This window comes from Sphingomonas immobilis (genome assembly GCF_030580995.1).
GTDB classification, from domain to species: Bacteria; Pseudomonadota; Alphaproteobacteria; order Sphingomonadales; family Sphingomonadaceae; genus Sphingomonas; species Sphingomonas immobilis.
Genome location: NZ_JAUQSZ010000004.1, coordinates 86,269 through 103,603 on the forward strand (window position 1 = coordinate 86,269; position 17,335 = coordinate 103,603).

A 17,335-nucleotide genomic window follows, 5' to 3' on the forward strand; every position below is an offset into this window, starting at 1 on the left:
CCGGCCAGCAAGAGGAGTCCGCATGACCTCGCCGTCGCCCGCGCCGCTGTACCTCGCCGAGATCCTCGATCCCGCCTGGCTGCGGCCGCGGCTCTATCCCGACCAGCCGTCGCTGCGCATCACCGGCGCGCGCGAGATCTGGCGCGAGGAGAACACGGCCACCAAGGTGCGCGTGGAGCTCGATCTCGAGAACGCCGCTCCGGGCACCGGCCGCACGATCTGCATCAAGGGCATGATCGACGAATCGGGCATGAAATGGGTGTCGAGCGGCACCTCGGCGACGGAATCGCATTTCTATGCGCAGATGGCGCCGGGGCTCGCCGCCGCCGGCATCAACGTGCCCGACTGCCTCTACACCGCGATCGATCCCGAAAACGGCCACGGCCTGCTTATCATGAAGGACATGGTGGTCGAGGGCGCGACCTTCCTGACCGCACTGACCCCCTATTCGCCCGATCAGGCCCGCGACAGCCTCGCCCAGCTCGCGCGGCTGCATGTCGAAACCGGCGCGGGCAAGCCGTTGCACGACATGGCGTTCAAGGGCATCACGCTCGACCGCCTCGCTGCGGAGTCGCTGATCCCGCTCGACATGCTGCAAGGGCTGCTCGACGATCCGCGCGGCGCGCCGCTGGCGGCTGAGGTCAAGAACGCGGGCCGCCTGCACCGTTCGCTCGGTGCCCTGCGCGATTGCTTCGCGGGGGAGCCGACCTGCATCGTCCACGGCGACGCGCACGCCGGCAACCTCTATCGCAAGGACGGCGCGGCGGGGATCATCGACTGGCAGGTCGTCCAGCACGGGCACTGGGCGCAGGACGTCGCCTATCACATCGTCGCCGCGTTGAGCGTCGAGGATCGCCGTGCCCACGGCGACGCGCTGCTCGATGTCTATCTTGCCGAGCGGGCGCGACTGGGCGATCCCGTGGCCGATCACGACACCGCCCGCGCGCATTTCCGCGCGGCGGTGGTCTATGGCTATTACATGTGGGGCGTCACCCGCCGCGTGCGGCCCGATATCATCCGCGAGTTCGTCAAGCGGCTGGGCCTCGCCGTCACCGAATATCGCAGTTTCGAGCTGCTCGGCGTCTAGGCAGCCGGGATCGACATCCCCAGCAGGTCGGCCATCCGGCGATTGTTGGGCGTGTCGATGCCGTGGCGGCCAACCGCAATCTGTGCGCCCAGCGCCATCATCCGCCGCGTCAGGCACGCCATCTTGAATGCCGCGAAAGCCTCGTACCAGGCTATGTCGGCGGTCTGCTTGCCGCAGACCTCGGACCACAGGCTGCGCGTTTCGTCATGCGTGCCCATTCCGTCGAGCGGCGGCAGGCCGCGGCCGATCGTCTGCATCCGCTCGGTATGCAACCACCAGCCGAGATCGTGCAGCGCCCCGCCGAGCGAGGTCTGTTCCCAGTCCATCACCGCAACGACGCCGAAATCCGCGTCGATCATCACATTGCCCAGCCGGGAATCGCCCCAGACGATGCCCGGCTCGATCCCCTGCGGCCGCGTCTTGTCGAGTGCGCCGGAGGCTTCGCGCAGGAACGGCGTCGCATGGTCCTCCGGCAGCCACGCCAGATAGCGCTGCCAGCGGTCCCATTCGTGATCGAAGCCATGTGGGCCATCCGCCGGATCGAGAAACGGCGCGGCGGATACGGGTATCGTCTGGATCGCCGCGAGCTGACGCACCGAATTTTCCCACAAGGTCCGTCGCTGCGCCGGCGTCGCATCGGCCACCCAACCGGTCTCGGCATAAGGCGGCAGGCTCACCGCGACGCGGCCCTGCAGCCGTTCCATCACGAAGAACGGCGCGCCCAGCAGCTCCGGCGACGGCTCGAACCACAAGGGATGCGCCACTTTCACGCGGCCGTCCTCATGCATCACGCGCATCAGGCGATATTGCTCGTCGAACATATCGTCCTGGTAGACGAGGTGGCGGGTCGGCTTGATGCGCACCACCAGCCCCTGCTGCCGCGCCGTGCCGTCCTGCCGCCAGGCGGCATCGAACAGGATCGTCTCGTGCGACATGCCCGCGCCGAGCGGATAGGACAGGTTGGAGACGGTGACGTCGCGCGCGCCCGGCAGCCGCGCCGTCAGCCAGCCGGCCATGTCGTTGGCGAGATCCTCGAGGTTGCGGGTGTTGGGTGCGACGATGCCGGGGGCCGCGGCTGCGGGGCTGTTCATGGCGGTCAGCCTTCCTCGGCTTCGAACTGCGGGGTGATGATCAGCGCGAGCGTCTTCGAGCTGTCGAGCGCTGGGCTGCGCGGCATCTCGTCGGTGCCCATCCGGCGGCCCGTTTCGGCGAGGACGAGCTGCGGGCTCTCCGCCTCGATGTCGTAGCAGGCGAGGAAATTCCAGTCGGGCAGCCCCGCCGGCCCGCCGAGCTTCATGACCGATCCGCGCCGCGCGGAAACGATGCCGGGCACGCGCAGCAGATCGGGGATGTGCTGCTCGTCATACCAGCGCGCCAGCTCCGCCACCGCATCGTCGGCGGCGCAGGTCAGCACGACCATCTGGAACTTCGCCATGGGCTTCCTCTCCTTGTTGTGGCGAGCATATATCAACGCTATGGATAATGAAGAGGGCCGTTACGATATTAATTAGATATCGAACCGCCGTGCAAAAGTCTTGCGGGAGTGCGGGTATGGCGGCGTCGATGGAGCAGGTGTGGTTTCGCGGCGCGCAGGGCAACCGCCTCGCGGCGTCCGCGATCGGCGACGGCGATGCGCCGATCGTGCTGCTGCTGCCCGCCGTCGGGCAGAGCCGCCACGTCTGGTCGGGCGCGGCCATCGCGCTCGCCGCCGCCGGCCGCCGCGCGATCTGCGTCGATCTGCGCGGGCATTGCGACAGCGAGCCCGCGCCGGGCGGCGATTACGACCTGAGCGGCTATGCCGCCGATCTCGCCGCCGTGCTCGCCCAACTCCCCTCGCGCGCGACCGTCGTCGGTGTGGGGCCCAGCGGCCTCGCCGCGCTCGTCGCGGCGGGCGAAGGCGGGGCGGACCTGATGTCGGCGCTGGTGCTGGTCGGCGTCACCGCCTGGGTCGATCCCGAGACCGCCGCGCGCATCCGCGTCGCGCTCGAACGCCGCGCGGAGGCCTTTGCGGACGAAACCGCGGTGCTCGATGCGATCGCGCGCGTCCACCCGTTCGAACCTGCGCCGTCCGCCACGCGCCAGTTGATCGGCGCATACGAACGCGGCGAGGATGCGCTGTGGCGCTGGCGCGGCGATGCGCGCACCTTCGCCGGTTTCGACCTGGCGGCACAATCGGCGCGGATCGAGGCGGCGGCGGCAAAGCTCAGACTGCCGGCGCTGCTGATCCGAGGGACGCTCAACGAATCGGTCTCGCGCGCGGCGACGGACAGATTGCAGGCAATGATCGCGGGCGCAGAAGCCGTCGAGATCGACGGCGGTGGCCATTACGTCGTCACCGATCACGAAGACGCGTTCAACGCGCGGCTGCTCGAATTTCTCGAACGCCGCCTGCCCCTACAGGCGCGCAGCTACCAGAGTGGCGCCGATCCGCGCCTGCTGCGCGACGCGATGGGGTGTTTCGGCACCGGCGTCACGGTGGTGACGACGCTCGATGCGGAGGGCGCGCCGATCGGCTTCACCGCGAACAGCTTCACCTCGGTCTCGCTCGACCCGCCGCTGGTGCTGTTCTGCATCGCGCGCAAATCGGCGAATCTGCAGAGCTTCGTCGATGCGCGCAGCTTCGCGATCAACATCCTGCACATCGGCCAGCAGCCGACCTCGGACCGCTTCGCCCGCCCCGGCGACGCCCGGTTCGAGGGCATCGAATGGCAGGTGCGCGAAGGTGGCGGCGCGCCGATCCTGACCGGATCGCGCGCGTCGTTCGATTGCACGACGCACGCCATCCACGACGGCGGCGATCATCTGATCGTGGTGGGCCGCGTCGAGCGCGCCGATTTCGAGCCGCACCGCGACCCGCTGCTGTACCTGCAGGGCAAGTACCGCCGCGTTCACTTCGCCTGAACGCGCCCTGGCGGCCGGTCTAGCCGAACACCACCGGCAGTGCCGAGGGCCCGCGCGCGAACAGATCGCCGATCAGCCGCCCCTTGGGCTTGTCGGGATCCCAGCGCACGTTGGGCAGGCGATCGAACACCGCATCCATCGCCACCACCATCTCCTGGCGCGAGACGTGCTGGCCGAGGCACGAGTGCGGCCCGCCGCCGAAGGCGAGCGAGCGCTGGACCGGCCGCGTGATGTCGAACGCATCGGGATTGTCCCAGCGGCGCGGATCGCGATTGGCCGAGCCGAGGCACAGATGCAGCATCGCACCCTTGGGCAGCGCGACCCCCTCCAGTTCGGCATCCTCCTCCACCAGGCGCGGGAAGATCAGGTCGGTCGGGTGCCAGCGCGCCGATTCCAGGATCACCTCCGGCGCCAGCGCGCGGTTCTCGCGGAAAAGCTGCATCTGGTCGGGATTTTCGAGCAGCGCGAACAGCGTGATGCCGAGCTGCCGCCACGTCGTGCCGCCGCCCGCCAGCACGATCAGCGTGCAATTGCCGATGATCTCGTCGTCGGTGAAGCCGCGCACGCTGCCGTCCGGCTCCTTCACCTCGGCGGTGACGAGCTTGGTGATGATGTCGTTCTGCGGCCGGCTGCGCCGTTCGGTGATGAGCCGCCCGAGCATCCCGCGCACCGTCTCCATCGCCGCCGCGCGCTGTTCGACCGGAATGCCGTGGCGGTTGAGCTGCGTCAGCGCGATGCGAAAGGGAATGATGTCGTCGGGGTCGAAGCCGAAACCGGCCGATACGACATGCACCGGCATCCGCGCGCACAGTTCGAGGAACAGGTCGGCGCTGGACTTCTTCTCGATCTTGGCGATCAGCGTCTCGACCGTCTCGACGATCACCTTCTCGTTCCACCAGCTCTGCGCTTCGGCCGGGCTGAAGAACGGCTGGATCGGCCCGCGGATCATGCGGTGGTCGGCACCCGATTTGTTGAGGATCGATTCGCCCAGCCCGGCGACCGTACCGAGATGATAATAGGCCTTCGACGAAAAGGTCTTGTTGTCGATCAGTCCTTTGCTGACGGCCGCGAAGGTGAAGGCGCTGTAGGTCGGGAAGCCTTCGAGGTGATTGGTGAAATGATAGCCTTCATATCCCATCAGGTCGCCGAGCGCGCCCTTGTGGACGGGCGCTTCCTCACGCAAGCGGTTGAGGGCCGGGAACGGATCCTCGATCAGGATCGATCCCGAATCGATCGTGTCCGCTTCCACGTTGAAAAGCTCGCTGACGCGCGGATCCTCGCGTTCGAGCACATCCTTATACTGGTTCATCGCGGCTCCCGCTTTCAATCGAGGATCTGGATTGCGCTCTCGGGGCAGGCTTCGGCCCCCTCCCGCGCCTTGTCTTCGAGGCCGGCGGCGATGGTGAACGGCCCGTCGGCGCCGACCAGGCCGTTGAACCCGTCCTTCAGCCAATAGACTTCGGGCGCGGCCTCCACGCACGTCTGCGCGCCGCAGCACAGATCGGGGGAAACGCAGACTCGCATATTCAGCCATCCTCTCATCGCAGGTGCCGCCGCGGCGTTCACGCCCGTGAAGGGCCCGGCCGTCTTCTCGCACGCAAACGCCTTTTGGCTATGGGCGGGGAAACGATGCAAGTATATTTTGTGGCGTCTTTGATATGCTGGGGATATCACACCAATGGTCAGCGCCGGTCGGCGGCAGCACGATATGAAGGCGGGAACGGGCGCTTATGATGGATTTGCGGCACATGCGGCATCTGGTGGCCGTGGCGGAGGAAATGCATTTCGGGCGCGCCGCGCAGCGGCTCAACATGGCGCAGCCGCCGCTCAGCCAGTCGATCAAGCGGCTGGAGGATTATCTCGGCGTGCAACTGCTCGAACGGTCGCGCAGCGGCCTGTCGGTCACGCCCGCCGGGCAGGTGTTCGTCGAGGAGGCGCGGCGGACGCTGATGCAGGCCGACCTTACCCGCGCGGTCACGCTGCGCGCCGCGCAGAGCAACGCGACACAGGTCCATGTCAGCTTCATCGGCCCGGCGATGTTCCGGCTGCTGCCGCCGGTCGTGTTGCGCCATCACCAGATGCGCAAGGAAATCGAGATCCGGCTGTCGCAGGAAAGCTCGCCCAAGCAGATGGTGGGCATCATGCAGGGCCGCTACGACGTCGCCTTCATTCATCCGAGCACCGATCTGATCGAAGGCGGCGATGCGATGATGGTCGAGCGTTGCCGCTTCGTCGCGGCGATCCCGGAGGATTGGCCGCTCGCGCGTCAGGAAAGCGTATCGCTGCGCGAGGTCGGCGAGCAGCCGCTGATCATGGCACCGCAGCGCGAGGCGCCGGGGCGGGTGTCCGAACAGCTCACCGCCTTCCGCGATATCGGCGTCAGCCCGCGCGTGGTGCAGGAATCGATGCAGACGCACTCCACGCTCAGCCTCGTCGCTGCCCGGCTCGGCTGCGCGCTGGCGATGGAGACGGCCGCCGAGACGGGCGTACGCGGCGTGGCGTTCCGGCCGATCCACGATCTGCCAGGCAATTTGCGTTGGGAAACGGCGATGGTGTGGCACCCGCAGCATATCTCGTCGGCGGCGAAGCTCTTCATTTCCGACATCAAGGCGTATGTCGCCGAACACCCGGAGCTGATTGCGCGCGATTGAGAGGGCGTGCCGCTGAAACCGCGCGGCTCGGCTGTCATATCAATTTCATATTAAAACTTTGCGCTGTAGTACCTTAGTCATTGCATCATAACCCAAGAGAAAACGGGGAGAGATGCGATGCTGCAACAGGCGATCGATGCCGGGAGCACCCGGCCGGGCACGGCGCGCCCCTATGCGCGCTGGTATCCCGCCTATGTCCTCATCCTCCTCGCGCTCGCCAACACGTTCAACTATCTCGATCGCAACATCATCTCGATCCTGGCGGAGGCGATCAAAGCGGACCTGAAAGTGTCCGACGCGCAGATCGGCTTCCTCAACGGCACGATCTTCGCCGCGCTTTACGCGATCTTCGGGATGCCGATGGGCCGGCTGGCGGATCGCAGCAACCAGCCGCGGCTGATGGGCATCGGGCTCAGCCTGTGGTCGGCGATGACGGCCTTCTCGGGCTTCGCCTCCAGCTTCGCGATGCTTTCGCTGGCGCGCGTCGGGGTCAGCGTGGGAGAGGCCACGGCCAATCCGTGCAGCCACGCGATCATCGCCGGCTATTTCCAACCGGTGCAGCGCGCTCGCGCCTATGCGGTGTATCTCGCCGGCATCTTCCTGGGCATGGGGTGTGCGCTCGCGATCGGCGGCGTCGTCCTCCACAATTGGGCGGCGTTCAGCGCACAGTTCAGCTTTCTCCAGGGCACACCCGCCTGGAAGGCGACCTTCTGGATCTGTGGGATTCCCGGCCTGATCCTCGCGCTGCTGATCTTCCGCGTGCCCGATCCGCGCGCCGCGCAGACCGCCGCCGTCACCGTCAGCAAGGGCAGCCCGTGGATCGGCTTCCTGGCCGATGTCGCGGCGGTGCTGCCGCCGACCAGCTTCTTCGCGGCGGCGCGGCGCGGGCGCGGCGTGCTGGTCTGGAATCTGATCGCCGGGGCGGGCCTCGCCGCGCTGGCGGCGACGCTCAGCATGCTGACCGGCGACTGGCAGCAATGGACCGCGCTTGGCTTCGCGACCTATGCCGTGTTCGCCTTCGCGCAGATGATCCGCTGGCAGGACAAGCCGCTGTTCGCGCTCACGTTCGGCACGCGCTCGTTCCGCTATCTGGTCATCGGCATGTCGGCGATCGCATGCATCCACAATGCGCTGCTGTTCTGGGCGGTCCCCTATCTGCTGCGCACCTTCAAGATTTCGGCGGCGTCGGGCGGTGTCACGATGGGGATCATCCTCGCGCTGGCGGGCGGGCTCGGCATCGCCGCCGGCGGCTATGCGGCCGACGTCATCCGCAGGCGCGATCTGCGCGCGTCGATCTGGATCACGCTGACGTGCATGGCGGCCGCCATGCCGGCGGCGGTGGTGATGTTCACTACCGGCGATGTCGATACCTTCTACGTAGCGTTCACGATCTTCGCCTTCTTCCACAACGCCTGGGCCGCATCGTCGGCGGCGGTGATCCAGGAACTGGTGCTGCCGCGGATGCGCGCGACCGGCGCGGGGTCGTTCTCGATGCTCATCATCGTGTCGAACTTCGCGCTCGGGCCGTATCTGGTCGGCAAGGTCTCGACCGTGACGGGTTCGCTCGCCTTCGGGTCGCTGGCGATGTACGCGCTCGCGCCGGTCGGCATCTACTGCCTGCTGCGCGCGGTCCGCACCGTGCCCGCCGACATCGCCGACCGCGAGGCGCGGGCGCACGCTCGTGGCGAGGCGCAGCTCGCGACCTCACTCTGACCTAGCCGACGCTCCGCCGCAGCAAGGCGATCAATCGCTCCCAGTGGCGATCGTCCCCGGCCCGGTCGTAGACGGCGGCATGCGCCCGGTCGGTCTCGCCGTCGCGCGAGGGAAAGACGAAGCCGTGGTCGCAGCCGCGATAGATCTCGACCTCGCCGTCGAGGCCGCGACCGGCGATATAGCGGGCGAGCGCGTCGACCATTGTCAGCGGTGCCCAGCGGTCGAGCTCCGCGCAGCCGAAATAATAATCGGCTTCGGCCACCATGCTCAGATGCGGGCTGTCGGCGCTATCGTTGAGCAGATCGACGCCGTGGAACGATGCCGCGGCGACGATCCGGCCCGGATAGACCGCCGGCAACTGCATCGCGTACTTGCCCGTCATGCAATAGCCGACAACGCCCGCGCGGCCCGTCCACGCGGCCGGATCGCCATCGGCCAGCGCCAGCGCGGCGGCGCAATCGGCGAGCACGGTGTCGCGCGTCACCGCGTGCAGCAGCACGCTCATGTCGTCCATCGTCGCCTCGGGCGGGAGCTCCAGCACACCGCTGCGGTGGAAGAGATTGGGCAGGATGACGTAGTAGCCGCTCGTCGCCAGCCGCCGCGCCATGGTGCGCAGCTCCTCGCGGATGCCGGCGGCGTCCATCAGGAACAGCACGACCGGGTGCGGGCCGTCGCGATCGGGCCGGACGACGAAGGTGGTCATCGCCCCGTCACCGCCGGGCGAAAGCTCGTGCGTCTGTTCGTACATCGTCTCTGCCCTCTCCGGCCGTTTTTCGTCGCGAACCTGGATAGCCGCGATCAATGTGCCTTCATAATATCAAGATGCAGGGTTTTGATATTGGACTTGTTCGATACCGCACACCTATCCCTCAAAAATCGGGCGCGTGATCCGAGCTGACCGGGAGGTATGAAATCGTGAGTGGGCCACTAGCCGGCGTCCGCGTGATCGAGGTGGCGATGTGGGCGTTCGTGCCTTCGGCCGGTGCGATCCTGTCCGACATGGGTGCCGATGTCATCAAGCTGGAGCCGCCCGCCGGCGACCCGATTCGCGCTCTGGTCACGGGTGCCGACGTGCCGGGATCGTCGGACGGCTTCGTCCTCTCCTGGGAGAATTACAATCGCGGCAAGCGCAGCGTCACGCTCGATCTCAACGTCGACGGCGCGCTGGACGTGCTCGACAGGATGCTGGAGAGTGCGGACGTGTTCCTCACCAGCCTGCTGCCGCCCGCGCGGCGGCGGCTGGGGATCGATGTCGAGCAGATCCGCACGCGCCATCCGAAGCTGATCTACGCCGTCGGCAGCGGCAGCGGCGCGCACGGGCCGCAGGCGGAAAAAGGCGGCTACGATGCGATCACCTTCTGGGCGCGCGGCGGCATCGCCGATGCCGTGACGCCGCCCGAACAGCCCTATCCGCTGCCGATGCCGTCAGGAGCGTTCGGGGATTGCACCAGCGGCGCGGCACTGGCGGGTGGCATCTGCGCCGCGCTCTACAAGCGGCAGGCGACCGGCGCGGCAAGCGTGGTCGACGTGTCGCTGCTCGGCACCAGCCTGTGGTCGATGCAGCGCACCATCACCGAGGCGACGATCAAGCGCCAGAAGCGCCTGCCGCGCCACGGCCGCACGGCGATGCCCAATCCGCTCGTCAACACCTATCGCACTGCCGACGATCGCTTTCTGGCGCTCTGCATGTTGCAGGGACAGCGCTACTGGCCGGGCTTCTGCGAGGCGGTGGGCCGCGCGGACCTCGCCACCGACGCGCGCTACGCCACCGCCGAGGCGCGCGCGGCGAACCTGACCGAATGCGTGGCCGAGATCGACGCGATCTTCGCGACGCGGAGCCTCGCGGACTGGCGGGTCGCGCTCGCGACGCAGGGCGGCCAGTGGGACGTCGTCCAGCAACCCGGCGAGCTGGTCGACGACGAGCAGGTCGTCGCCAATGCGCTGATGCAGGATGTCGATTACGGCGACGGCCGCTCACTGAAGATGGTGAGCGCGCCGATGCAATTCGATCGCAAGGCCTTGCCCGCCCGCGCCGCGCCCGAGAAAGGCGCCGGCAATGACGAGGTGCTCGCCGAGCTCGGCTATGACGAGGATGCTATCATCGACCTGAAGGTCGCCGGGATCGTCTATTGATGGCGGAGGGCGTCGCATCCGAACCGCGCATCCTGCCGGGGCTGAGCGCGCTCAACCGCCCCTATTGGACCGGCGGCGCGGAAGGGCGGCTGATGATCGCGCGCTGCGGCGCTTGCGGCTTCTACCTCCACCCGCCGATGCCCGCCTGCCGCCGGTGCGGCAGCGACGACGTCGGCCCGCAGGCCGTATCGGGGCGCGGCCGTATCGCCAGCTTCACGATCAACCACCAGGCGTGGATGCCGGGCATGCGCGTGCCGTTCGTCTTCGTCGCCGTGGAGCTCGAGGAACAGGCCGGGCTTCACGTCTTCAGCAATGTCGAAGGGTGCGCGCCGGAAGCGGTGGCGGCGGGGATGGCGGTCGAGGTGTTCTTCCGCGCGGCGGAGGACGTACATCTCCCCTTCTTCCGCCCGGTCGCGCCATGATCCTGCCCGAACGCAAGGTCTGCATCTCCGGCGCGGGCCAGTCGGAGGTCGCGCGGCCCTCCAGCCGCGATGCGCTGGCGCTGACGGTCGATGCGTGCCGCGGCGCGATCGCGGCGGCGGGGCTCACCCCCGGCGATATCGACGGCCTCGCGACGTATCCCGGCCTCATCGCCAACGGCGACGGCATGTCGCCGGTCGGCGCGACCGAGACGATGATCGCGCTCGGCCTCTCGCCGACTTGGGTCGGTGCCTCGACCGAGGGGCATGCGCATATGGGCGCGATCTTCAACGCAATCCAGGCGATCGCCTCGGGCCTGTGCCGCCATGTCCTCGTCTTTCGCACCGTCGCCCAGGCGACCGCGCGCGCACAGGTCCACCACGCCGGCATCATCGGCGGCGCACAGGCCACGACGGCGCGCAGCTGGGGCGGGATGGCGTGGCAGATGCCCTATGGCGCGGTATCGGCAGCACCCCTGTTCGCGCTCTACGCCCAGGCCTATTTCGCCAGATACGGCGCGACCTCGCGCCAGCTCGGCGCGATCGCCGTCAACAGCCGGCGGATGGCGGCGCTCAACCCCAATGCCATCTACCGCGATCCGATCACCATCGAGGACTATCTCGCCGCGCGGATGATCTCCGATCCGCTGCGTATCTACGATTGCGACACGCATATCGACGGATCGACCGCGATCCTGCTGTCGCATGTCGACTGCGCCGCCGACCTGCCCCGTCCGCCGATCCTGATCGAGGCGATGGGCATGGCGATCGGCGGCTTCGGCGCGGGCCTGCACGAGGGCGACTTCACCCGCCTCCCCGCCGACCGCGCGGGCGAGATGCTGTGGTCGCGCACCGAACTCACCCCCGCCGACCTCGACTTCGCGCAGATCTACGACGGTTTCTCGATCCTCACTCTGCTATGGCTGGAAGCGCTGGCGATCTGCGGCCGCGGCGAGGCGGCCGCCTTCGTCGAGGGTGGCGCGCGCATCGCGCTCGACGGCGTGCTGCCGCTCAACACCGGCGGCGGCCAGCTCTCGGCCGGGCGCTTCCACGGCTACGGCCATTTGTTCGAGGCGTGCGCGCAGCTTTGGGGCGAGGCCGGCGCGCGTCAGCTTGCCGATCCGCAGGTCGGCGTCGTCAGCAACGGCGGCTTTGGCTACGGCGCGCTGCTGTTGCGGCGATGACGGTTTGTCATATCGACAACATATCAAAACCGCGATTTTTTATATTGGATTGGATATCGGAAAGCGGGGAATGTCGGTTCTCCAAGGAGAGATAACATGGCGACCCAAGTGAACGATTCGCCGATCGTCGATGCCGACGCGCACGTGAACCCCTTCCCCGATTTCTGGTCGGATTATCTGCCCGCGCACCTGCGCGATCTCGCCCCGCGGATCGAACATGGCGACGAGAGCGAGGATTGCGATTATGTCGTGTTCGAAGGGCGCCGCAAGAAGCTCAACCTGATCGGCGCGCAGGCCGGCCGCAAGGGCAAGGATTTCAAGATCAACGGCCGCGCCTCCGACGCCCGCTCCGGCGGGTGGGAGCCCGCCGCCCGGCTCGAGGACATGAACACCGACGGCATCGACGCGGCGTTGCTGTTCGGCGGCGGCCCGCTCGGCACCGGCAACAACGAACTGTTCCAGGCGAGCTTCGACGCCTACAACACATGGCTTGCCGATTTCTGCGATTATGCGCCCGGCCGCCTCGGCGGCGTCGGCTATGTGCCGATGCAGGATGTCGGCGAATCGATCCGCATGATGCGCGATTTCGCGCGGCGCGGGCTGAAGGCGGTCAACATCCCCGCATTCCCGATGTCGGCGACCAGCCTCGCCAGCGCGGGCGCGGGCGCTGCCCAGACGCTGGCGCTGACCGGCGACACGAGCGGCGCGCGCACCTATGCCGATCCCGAGTTCGATCCCTTCTGGCAGGCCGCGATCGAGCTTGGCCTGCCGGTGACGATACACCTCGGCGGGCGCTCGGTGCGCTTCCTGGAGCCGCAGCACTTCCTGCCCGATCTGCTGATGTCGAAATTCGCGATGGCGGAGCCGATCGCGGTGCTGATTTTCGGCGGCGTGTTCCAGCGCTTCCCCGATCTCAGGTTCGTGTCGGTCGAAAGCGGCGTGGGCTGGTTCGCCTTTGCGGCGGATTACATGGACAAGACCTGGGAAAAGCAACGCTTCTGGACCAAGAGCGTGCTCGAACAGCCGCCGAGCCACTTCATGGAGCAGAACGTGTTCGGCTCGTTCATCCACGATGCGCCCGGCGTCGCGATGCGGCATCTGCCGGGGGCGAAGAACATCATGTGGTCCTCCGACTATCCCCATTCGGAGACGACCTTCCCCGATTCGCACAAGGTCATCGATCAGCTTTTCGCCGGCGTGCCGGATGACGAGCGCAAGGTCATCACCGGGCTGCGCGCCAAGCAGTTGTTCAACTTCTAAGGGGGACGGGCGCTGCGCCGTTCGCGGCGGCGGCGCCCGTTATGTCTCAGCCGAAATTGAGCGGCAGGCCGGTGCCGATGCCGCGCGCCCGCACCAGCCGCCCGGTCTGCGAGAGCGTGATATACGCCGTCGCCATGTCGTCGCCCCCGAAGGCGATGTTGGTGACATAGGGATCGGGCAGGCGGTGGTCGCCGGTGATGACGCCGCCGTGCACCGTCACGATCCCGCCGGGCATCAGCGCGCCGACATGCACCGCCCCGTCCGCGCCGACCGCGAGGCTGTCGACCATGCGGCCCTCGCCGAGCGCGACGACGAGCGTGGGCTCGGCGCTGGCGAGTATACCCGGCGCGCTCACGTCGAAGCGCAGCAGCCGCCCCGAAAAGGTATCGGCGACGTAGAGCGTCGCCTCGTCCGGGCTGAGGCCGATGCCGTTGAAGCTCTGCGGACCGCGCACCAGGCAGCGGATCTGCCCGCCACCCGGCTGCGCGTAGAAAATCCCGGAAGGTGTACGTTCGCCCGACAGCTTCTTGCCGTGATCGGTGAACCAGAAGCCGCCATGCCGGTCGAACACGATGTCGTTGGGGGAATAAAGCGGCACGCCCTCGCACGCATCGTAGAGGATCGTGGCAGTGCCGCTCGCGAGATCGACCCGCTCGATGCGGCCGCCGCTATAGTCGGGCGCGAGATCGCCGGCGGGAACGACCTCGCCGCCCAACTTCCGCGCCGCCATGCCACCGTTGTTGCAGACATAGATGGCTCCGTCGGGCCCGGTCGCCGCGCCGTTGGGCCCGCCGCCGAGCCGCACCGGCCGCGAGACGGCACCGTCCGCCGTGATGCGCGCAAGCGTGCCGCCGAAGATCTCGACCACCAGGATCGATCCATCGCCGAGCACGACCGGCCCCTCGGGAAAGTCGAGGCCGTTCGCCACCGTTTCGAACTCCAGCTCCACCGCCACGGCCATCCCCGTCCTCCCGTTTGCGGACGATCCTAAGGCGCGCGGGCGGGATGGCTATTATCAAACAGCGCCGTGCTGAGAGGCTGGGGATATCGCCGGTGGCGCTGGCTTGAACGGCGGCACGAACATGATAGCATCGCCGCCGGGACGCGATCGCCAGCATCGCGCCCGTTCCAGGAGCGGGATCTTGAATCAGCCCAAGAACTACTCGAAATCCGCCAATCGCGCGCTCGACGTGCTGGACTACTTCGCGCGTTGCGGGCGTCCGGCGCGCGGGGCGGAAATCGCCGACGCGCTCGGCATCGCGCGGTCGAGCGCGGACCAGCTCCTCAAGTCGATGGTGCTGAGCGGATATCTCGTGCGGCCGGGCGAGGGGCAGGCATATTTCCCCTCGCTGCGCATGGCGCGGTTCGGTCACTGGATCGCGGGCTGCTATCCCGACATCGAACGCTATCGCGCGATTGTCGAGGACGTCCATGAACAGACCGGCTGCGTCGTCACGCTGACGATGCGCAACGATTGCTTCATGCAGATGATGACAGCCGCGCGCGGGTCGGACGACGATCCGCTGCTTGACGTGGGCGCGAAGGTGCCGGTGCTCGGCTCGGCGATCGGCAGTGCCGCGCTCACCACGCAGTCGCGCAAGGCGATCGCGCGGCTGGTCGAGCGCGCACGGTTGCGCCACGCAGTGTTGGGCGAGGTCGATTGGGATCAGCCGATCGACGAGGAAATCCGTTTGTTCCGCATGAAGGGCTATTCGTGGCGGCCAAGCAAGCGCGTCCGCGGCGCGGGCACGTCGCAGCGCCCCGTCGAATATTGGTCGATCGCGATGACACTGCCGCACGTCGCCGGGACGCCCGAGATCGTGCTGGGGCTGGCCGGGCCGACCCCGCGCGTGCGCCCGCACGAATGGGATCTCGTCAATCTGATGCGCCGCTCGATCCGGCTGAACATGGCGCACTGAGCGCCCCCACGAAGCCGTCGATCAGATCGAGCGCGCGCTGCGCCGGCGCATCGGTCGCCAGCACCGGCCAGATATGCGGCACGTCCGGCTCGATCACTGCCGTCGTGCGGACGCTCGCCAGCGCGAGACGGCGCAGCAGATCGAGCGATTCGTCGCACAGCACTTCGCTCGACGAAACCGCCAGCAGCGTCGGCGGCAGTGCCGTCAGATCGGCGAACAGCGGCGAGGCACGCGGATCGGCCGCATCCCAGCCCTGCAGATAGGCCTCCGCCGCCGCCGACGCCGACGCGCGCGAAAACAGCGCGTCGCTCGCCGCACAGCGATCGAAGCTGTCGCCCGAAAGCGTCAGGTCGATCCACGGCGACAGCAACACGAGCCCGAGCAGCGGCACCGGCGGGGCGAGCGCTGCCGCGAGCGCGAGCGCGAGGCCCCCGCCCGCCGAATCGCCCGACAGCACGACCGGTCCGTGATCCGCCACCGCCGCTCCGACGACCGCCGCCGCATCGTGGAGCGCGCCGGGAAACGGCGCTTCGGGCGCGAGCGCATAGTCGGGCACGATCACGCGCGCGTGCGTCACCACCGCCAGCCGCTCGGCGAACGGCCGCCACGCGGCGGCGCTGCCCATCCGGTATCCGCCGCCGTGCAGATGCACGATCGTGCGCGCCGCATCCCGCGCCCCGGCGACGGCGCAGGCGACCCCGCCGAGCATCACGTCGGGCGCACCTCCCGAAGACCCGCGCCTGGCAAGCAGATCGGCGTCGGCGGGCCTGCCCGCGCGGCGCGGCGGCAGGGGCTTGCGCAGACGCAGCGCGGCGGGATCGGGCGGGGACATAGCACCTAGGATCGCCACCGCGCCGTCCCGGTCAAGCCTGCCGGTCCACGCTCGCCGATCATCCGTCATAGCGTATTTCGTGTGGCGCGCGGGGGTTCGCTCGATATCGCCGGCGCGATCCCCTATCTTTCCGCCATAACGACAGGAGAGCGATGCCGTGACCGAGCCCGCGCCGAGACGCTGGACCCGGCGGCCCGAGGGATCGAACTGGGGCGATTTCGGCGAGGACGACCAGATCGGCCGGATGAACCTCATCACTCCCGCGCGCCGCCTGGCGGGCGTCGCGGAGGTGCGCGAGGGGCTGTGCTTCGCGCTCAGCCTGCCGCTCGATTATCCCGGCTGGGACGATCCCATCCTCGGCCGCGCCCCGCCGGTGCTCTCGACGCGCAGGCTCGCCGACGCCGCGCTGTTCAACTTCCCCTTCGGCCGCGTCATCCCCGGCTCGCGCGACCTGTGCTGCGACGACGCCGTCACGCTCTCCACGCAATATTCGACGCAATGGGATTCGCTCGCGCACTGGGGCCGGCTGTTCGATGCCGACGGCAACGGCGTGGACGAGCCGGTCTATTACAACGGCTTCCGCGCCGGGAGCGATCTTCCCGATGCGGACGCGAACGGCGGCTCCCACGCGCGGCGCCTCGGCATCGAGCATCTCGCGGTGGCGGGCGCGCAGGGGCGCGGTGTGCTGGTCGATCTCACCGGCGTCGCGCCCGATGCGCGCGCGGTCGGCCATGACGCGCTGATGGCGTTGATCGCAGAACAACGGGTCGAGGTGCGAACGGGCGATTTCCTGCTGCTGTGGACCGGCCTCGACGAGCAACTCCTCGCTATGAACCGCCAGCCCGATCGCAAGCGACTCGCGCAAACAGCGATCGAGCTCGACGGCAGCGATCCCGCGCTGCTGCGCTGGATCGACGAGAGCGGCATCGCGGCGATCTGTTCGGACAATACCGCGGTGGAGACTGTCGTGTTCGGCGAGGATTGCTGCGCGGACGGCAAATCCTTCCTGCCGCTGCACGAGCTTTGCCTGTTCAAGCTCGGCATCCACCTCGGCGAGCTGTGGCACCTTGCCGAACTCGCCCGCTGGTTGCGCGCGCACCGGCGCAGCGCCTTTCTGCTGACCGCGCCGCCGCTGTGCCTGCCCGGCAGCGTCGGCTCGCCGGTGACACCGGTCGCGACCGTCTAGCTGCAATCGCATCGGCCCGGTTGCATCTCCCCAGCGAGCTTGTCAGGCAA

17 protein-coding genes are annotated in these 17,335 nt (G+C 68.1%); 10 read left to right on the forward strand and 7 right to left on the reverse strand.

The window, feature by feature from the left end:
- Positions 1–22 precede the first annotated feature (22 nt).
- Positions 23–1,087, forward strand: a complete 1,065-nt coding sequence (locus Q5H94_RS07355) for a phosphotransferase (RefSeq protein WP_304560605.1) — start codon at positions 23–25, stop codon at positions 1,085–1,087.
- On the opposite strand, the gene Q5H94_RS07360 is transcribed toward Q5H94_RS07355, so the two are convergent.
- Positions 1,084–2,178: a phosphotransferase family protein gene (locus Q5H94_RS07360; protein ID WP_304560606.1), complete on the reverse strand. Its 1,095-nt coding sequence runs from the start codon at positions 2,176–2,178 to the stop codon at positions 1,084–1,086. The genes Q5H94_RS07355 and Q5H94_RS07360 overlap by 4 nt on opposite strands.
- A 5-nt stretch (positions 2,179–2,183) precedes the next feature.
- The gene (locus Q5H94_RS07365; protein WP_304560607.1) at positions 2,184–2,522 is read right to left on the reverse strand and encodes a DUF4286 family protein; all 339 of its coding nucleotides are present in this window, start codon (positions 2,520–2,522) and stop codon (positions 2,184–2,186) included.
- Between the two features lie 116 nt (positions 2,523–2,638).
- Between Q5H94_RS07365 and Q5H94_RS07370 the strand changes: the two genes are divergently transcribed.
- The gene (locus tag Q5H94_RS07370) at positions 2,639–3,988 is read left to right on the forward strand and encodes an alpha/beta fold hydrolase (RefSeq protein WP_304560608.1); all 1,350 of its coding nucleotides are present in this window, start codon (positions 2,639–2,641) and stop codon (positions 3,986–3,988) included.
- A gap of 19 nt (positions 3,989–4,007) precedes the next feature.
- Here Q5H94_RS07370 and Q5H94_RS07375 read toward each other — a convergent pair whose 3' ends face one another.
- Both Q5H94_RS07375 and Q5H94_RS07380 read right to left on the reverse strand, forming a co-directional pair.
- Positions 4,008–5,297 carry a cytochrome P450 gene (locus tag Q5H94_RS07375; protein ID WP_304560609.1) on the reverse strand — a complete coding sequence of 430 codons (1,290 nt, stop codon included), beginning with the start codon at positions 5,295–5,297 and terminating at the stop codon, positions 4,008–4,010.
- A gap of 14 nt (positions 5,298–5,311) precedes the next feature.
- On the reverse strand, positions 5,312–5,512 hold the full coding sequence (locus tag Q5H94_RS07380) for a ferredoxin (protein ID WP_304560610.1): 201 nt from the start codon (positions 5,510–5,512) through the stop codon (positions 5,312–5,314).
- 209 nt (positions 5,513–5,721) lie between these two features.
- Here Q5H94_RS07380 and Q5H94_RS07385 point away from each other — a divergent pair, with 209 nt between their 5' ends.
- Together Q5H94_RS07385 and Q5H94_RS07390 are read left to right on the forward strand one after the other, a co-directional pair.
- On the forward strand, positions 5,722–6,639 hold the full coding sequence (locus Q5H94_RS07385) for a LysR substrate-binding domain-containing protein (protein ID WP_304560611.1): 918 nt from the start codon (positions 5,722–5,724) through the stop codon (positions 6,637–6,639).
- 117 nt (positions 6,640–6,756) lie between these two features.
- Positions 6,757–8,352: an MFS transporter gene (locus Q5H94_RS07390; protein WP_304560612.1), complete on the forward strand. Its 1,596-nt coding sequence runs from the start codon at positions 6,757–6,759 to the stop codon at positions 8,350–8,352.
- Position 8,353: 1 nt separating this feature from the next.
- Here Q5H94_RS07390 and Q5H94_RS07395 read toward each other — a convergent pair whose 3' ends face one another.
- Positions 8,354–9,100, reverse strand: coding sequence for a dienelactone hydrolase family protein (locus Q5H94_RS07395; RefSeq protein WP_304560613.1), 747 nt, complete (start codon positions 9,098–9,100; stop codon positions 8,354–8,356).
- 167 nt (positions 9,101–9,267) lie between these two features.
- Here Q5H94_RS07395 and Q5H94_RS07400 point away from each other — a divergent pair, with 167 nt between their 5' ends.
- The 4 genes from Q5H94_RS07400 to Q5H94_RS07415 all read left to right on the forward strand — a co-directional run bounded on the left by Q5H94_RS07400 (position 9,268) and on the right by Q5H94_RS07415 (position 13,348).
- Positions 9,268–10,485 carry a CaiB/BaiF CoA transferase family protein gene (locus tag Q5H94_RS07400; RefSeq protein WP_304560614.1) on the forward strand — a complete coding sequence of 406 codons (1,218 nt, stop codon included), beginning with the start codon at positions 9,268–9,270 and terminating at the stop codon, positions 10,483–10,485.
- Positions 10,485–10,907 carry a Zn-ribbon domain-containing OB-fold protein gene (locus tag Q5H94_RS07405; protein ID WP_304560615.1) on the forward strand — a complete coding sequence of 141 codons (423 nt, stop codon included), beginning with the start codon at positions 10,485–10,487 and terminating at the stop codon, positions 10,905–10,907. The genes Q5H94_RS07400 and Q5H94_RS07405 overlap by 1 nt, the downstream gene beginning before the upstream one ends.
- Positions 10,904–12,088, forward strand: coding sequence for a thiolase family protein (locus Q5H94_RS07410; RefSeq protein WP_304560616.1), 1,185 nt, complete (start codon positions 10,904–10,906; stop codon positions 12,086–12,088). Before Q5H94_RS07405 ends, Q5H94_RS07410 begins: the two co-directional genes overlap by 4 nt.
- A gap of 96 nt (positions 12,089–12,184) precedes the next feature.
- Positions 12,185–13,348 carry an amidohydrolase family protein gene (locus tag Q5H94_RS07415; protein ID WP_304560617.1) on the forward strand — a complete coding sequence of 388 codons (1,164 nt, stop codon included), beginning with the start codon at positions 12,185–12,187 and terminating at the stop codon, positions 13,346–13,348.
- Between the two features lie 46 nt (positions 13,349–13,394).
- Here Q5H94_RS07415 and Q5H94_RS07420 read toward each other — a convergent pair whose 3' ends face one another.
- Entirely contained in the window at positions 13,395–14,309 is a 915-nt protein-coding gene (locus Q5H94_RS07420; RefSeq protein ID WP_304560618.1) for an SMP-30/gluconolactonase/LRE family protein, read from the reverse strand.
- Between the two features lie 181 nt (positions 14,310–14,490).
- Here Q5H94_RS07420 and Q5H94_RS07425 point away from each other — a divergent pair, with 181 nt between their 5' ends.
- A complete protein-coding gene (locus tag Q5H94_RS07425; RefSeq protein ID WP_304560619.1) occupies positions 14,491–15,267 on the forward strand; it encodes an IclR family transcriptional regulator in 777 nt (258 codons plus the stop codon).
- Here the strand turns inward: Q5H94_RS07425 and Q5H94_RS07430 are convergent.
- Positions 15,224–16,168: an alpha/beta hydrolase gene (locus tag Q5H94_RS07430; RefSeq protein WP_304560620.1), complete on the reverse strand. Its 945-nt coding sequence runs from the start codon at positions 16,166–16,168 to the stop codon at positions 15,224–15,226. The genes Q5H94_RS07425 and Q5H94_RS07430 overlap by 44 nt on opposite strands.
- Before the next feature lie 88 nt (positions 16,169–16,256).
- On the opposite strand from Q5H94_RS07430, the gene Q5H94_RS07435 reads away from it, so the two are divergent.
- Entirely contained in the window at positions 16,257–17,285 is a 1,029-nt protein-coding gene (locus tag Q5H94_RS07435; protein ID WP_304560621.1) for a cyclase family protein, read from the forward strand.
- The last annotated feature ends 50 nt before the right edge of the window (positions 17,286–17,335 follow it).

What these genes read in the sequence shown, in the direction of transcription:
- Q5H94_RS07360 (WP_304560606.1), bottom strand. Translation starts at nt 2,178, where the DNA reads ATGAACAGCCCCGCAGCCGCGGCCCCCGGCATCGTCGCACCCAACACC.
- Q5H94_RS07370 (WP_304560608.1), top strand. Translation starts at nt 2,639, where the DNA reads ATGGCGGCGTCGATGGAGCAGGTGTGGTTTCGCGGCGCGCAGGGCAAC.
- Q5H94_RS07380 (WP_304560610.1), bottom strand. Translation starts at nt 5,512, where the DNA reads ATGCGAGTCTGCGTTTCCCCCGATCTGTGCTGCGGCGCGCAGACGTGC.
- Q5H94_RS07385 (WP_304560611.1), top strand. Translation starts at nt 5,722, where the DNA reads ATGGATTTGCGGCACATGCGGCATCTGGTGGCCGTGGCGGAGGAAATG.
- Q5H94_RS07420 (WP_304560618.1), bottom strand. Translation starts at nt 14,309, where the DNA reads ATGGCCGTGGCGGTGGAGCTGGAGTTCGAAACGGTGGCGAACGGCCTC.
- Q5H94_RS07365 (WP_304560607.1), bottom strand. Translation starts at nt 2,522, where the DNA reads ATGGCGAAGTTCCAGATGGTCGTGCTGACCTGCGCCGCCGACGATGCG.
- Q5H94_RS07430 (WP_304560620.1), bottom strand. Translation starts at nt 16,168, where the DNA reads ATGACGGATGATCGGCGAGCGTGGACCGGCAGGCTTGACCGGGACGGC.
- Q5H94_RS07415 (WP_304560617.1), top strand. Translation starts at nt 12,185, where the DNA reads ATGGCGACCCAAGTGAACGATTCGCCGATCGTCGATGCCGACGCGCAC.
- Q5H94_RS07405 (WP_304560615.1), top strand. Translation starts at nt 10,485, where the DNA reads ATGGCGGAGGGCGTCGCATCCGAACCGCGCATCCTGCCGGGGCTGAGC.
- Q5H94_RS07410 (WP_304560616.1), top strand. Translation starts at nt 10,904, where the DNA reads ATGATCCTGCCCGAACGCAAGGTCTGCATCTCCGGCGCGGGCCAGTCG.
- Q5H94_RS07390 (WP_304560612.1), top strand. Translation starts at nt 6,757, where the DNA reads ATGCTGCAACAGGCGATCGATGCCGGGAGCACCCGGCCGGGCACGGCG.
- Q5H94_RS07375 (WP_304560609.1), bottom strand. Translation starts at nt 5,297, where the DNA reads ATGAACCAGTATAAGGATGTGCTCGAACGCGAGGATCCGCGCGTCAGC.
- Q5H94_RS07355 (WP_304560605.1), top strand. Translation starts at nt 23, where the DNA reads ATGACCTCGCCGTCGCCCGCGCCGCTGTACCTCGCCGAGATCCTCGAT.
- Q5H94_RS07395 (WP_304560613.1), bottom strand. Translation starts at nt 9,100, where the DNA reads ATGTACGAACAGACGCACGAGCTTTCGCCCGGCGGTGACGGGGCGATG.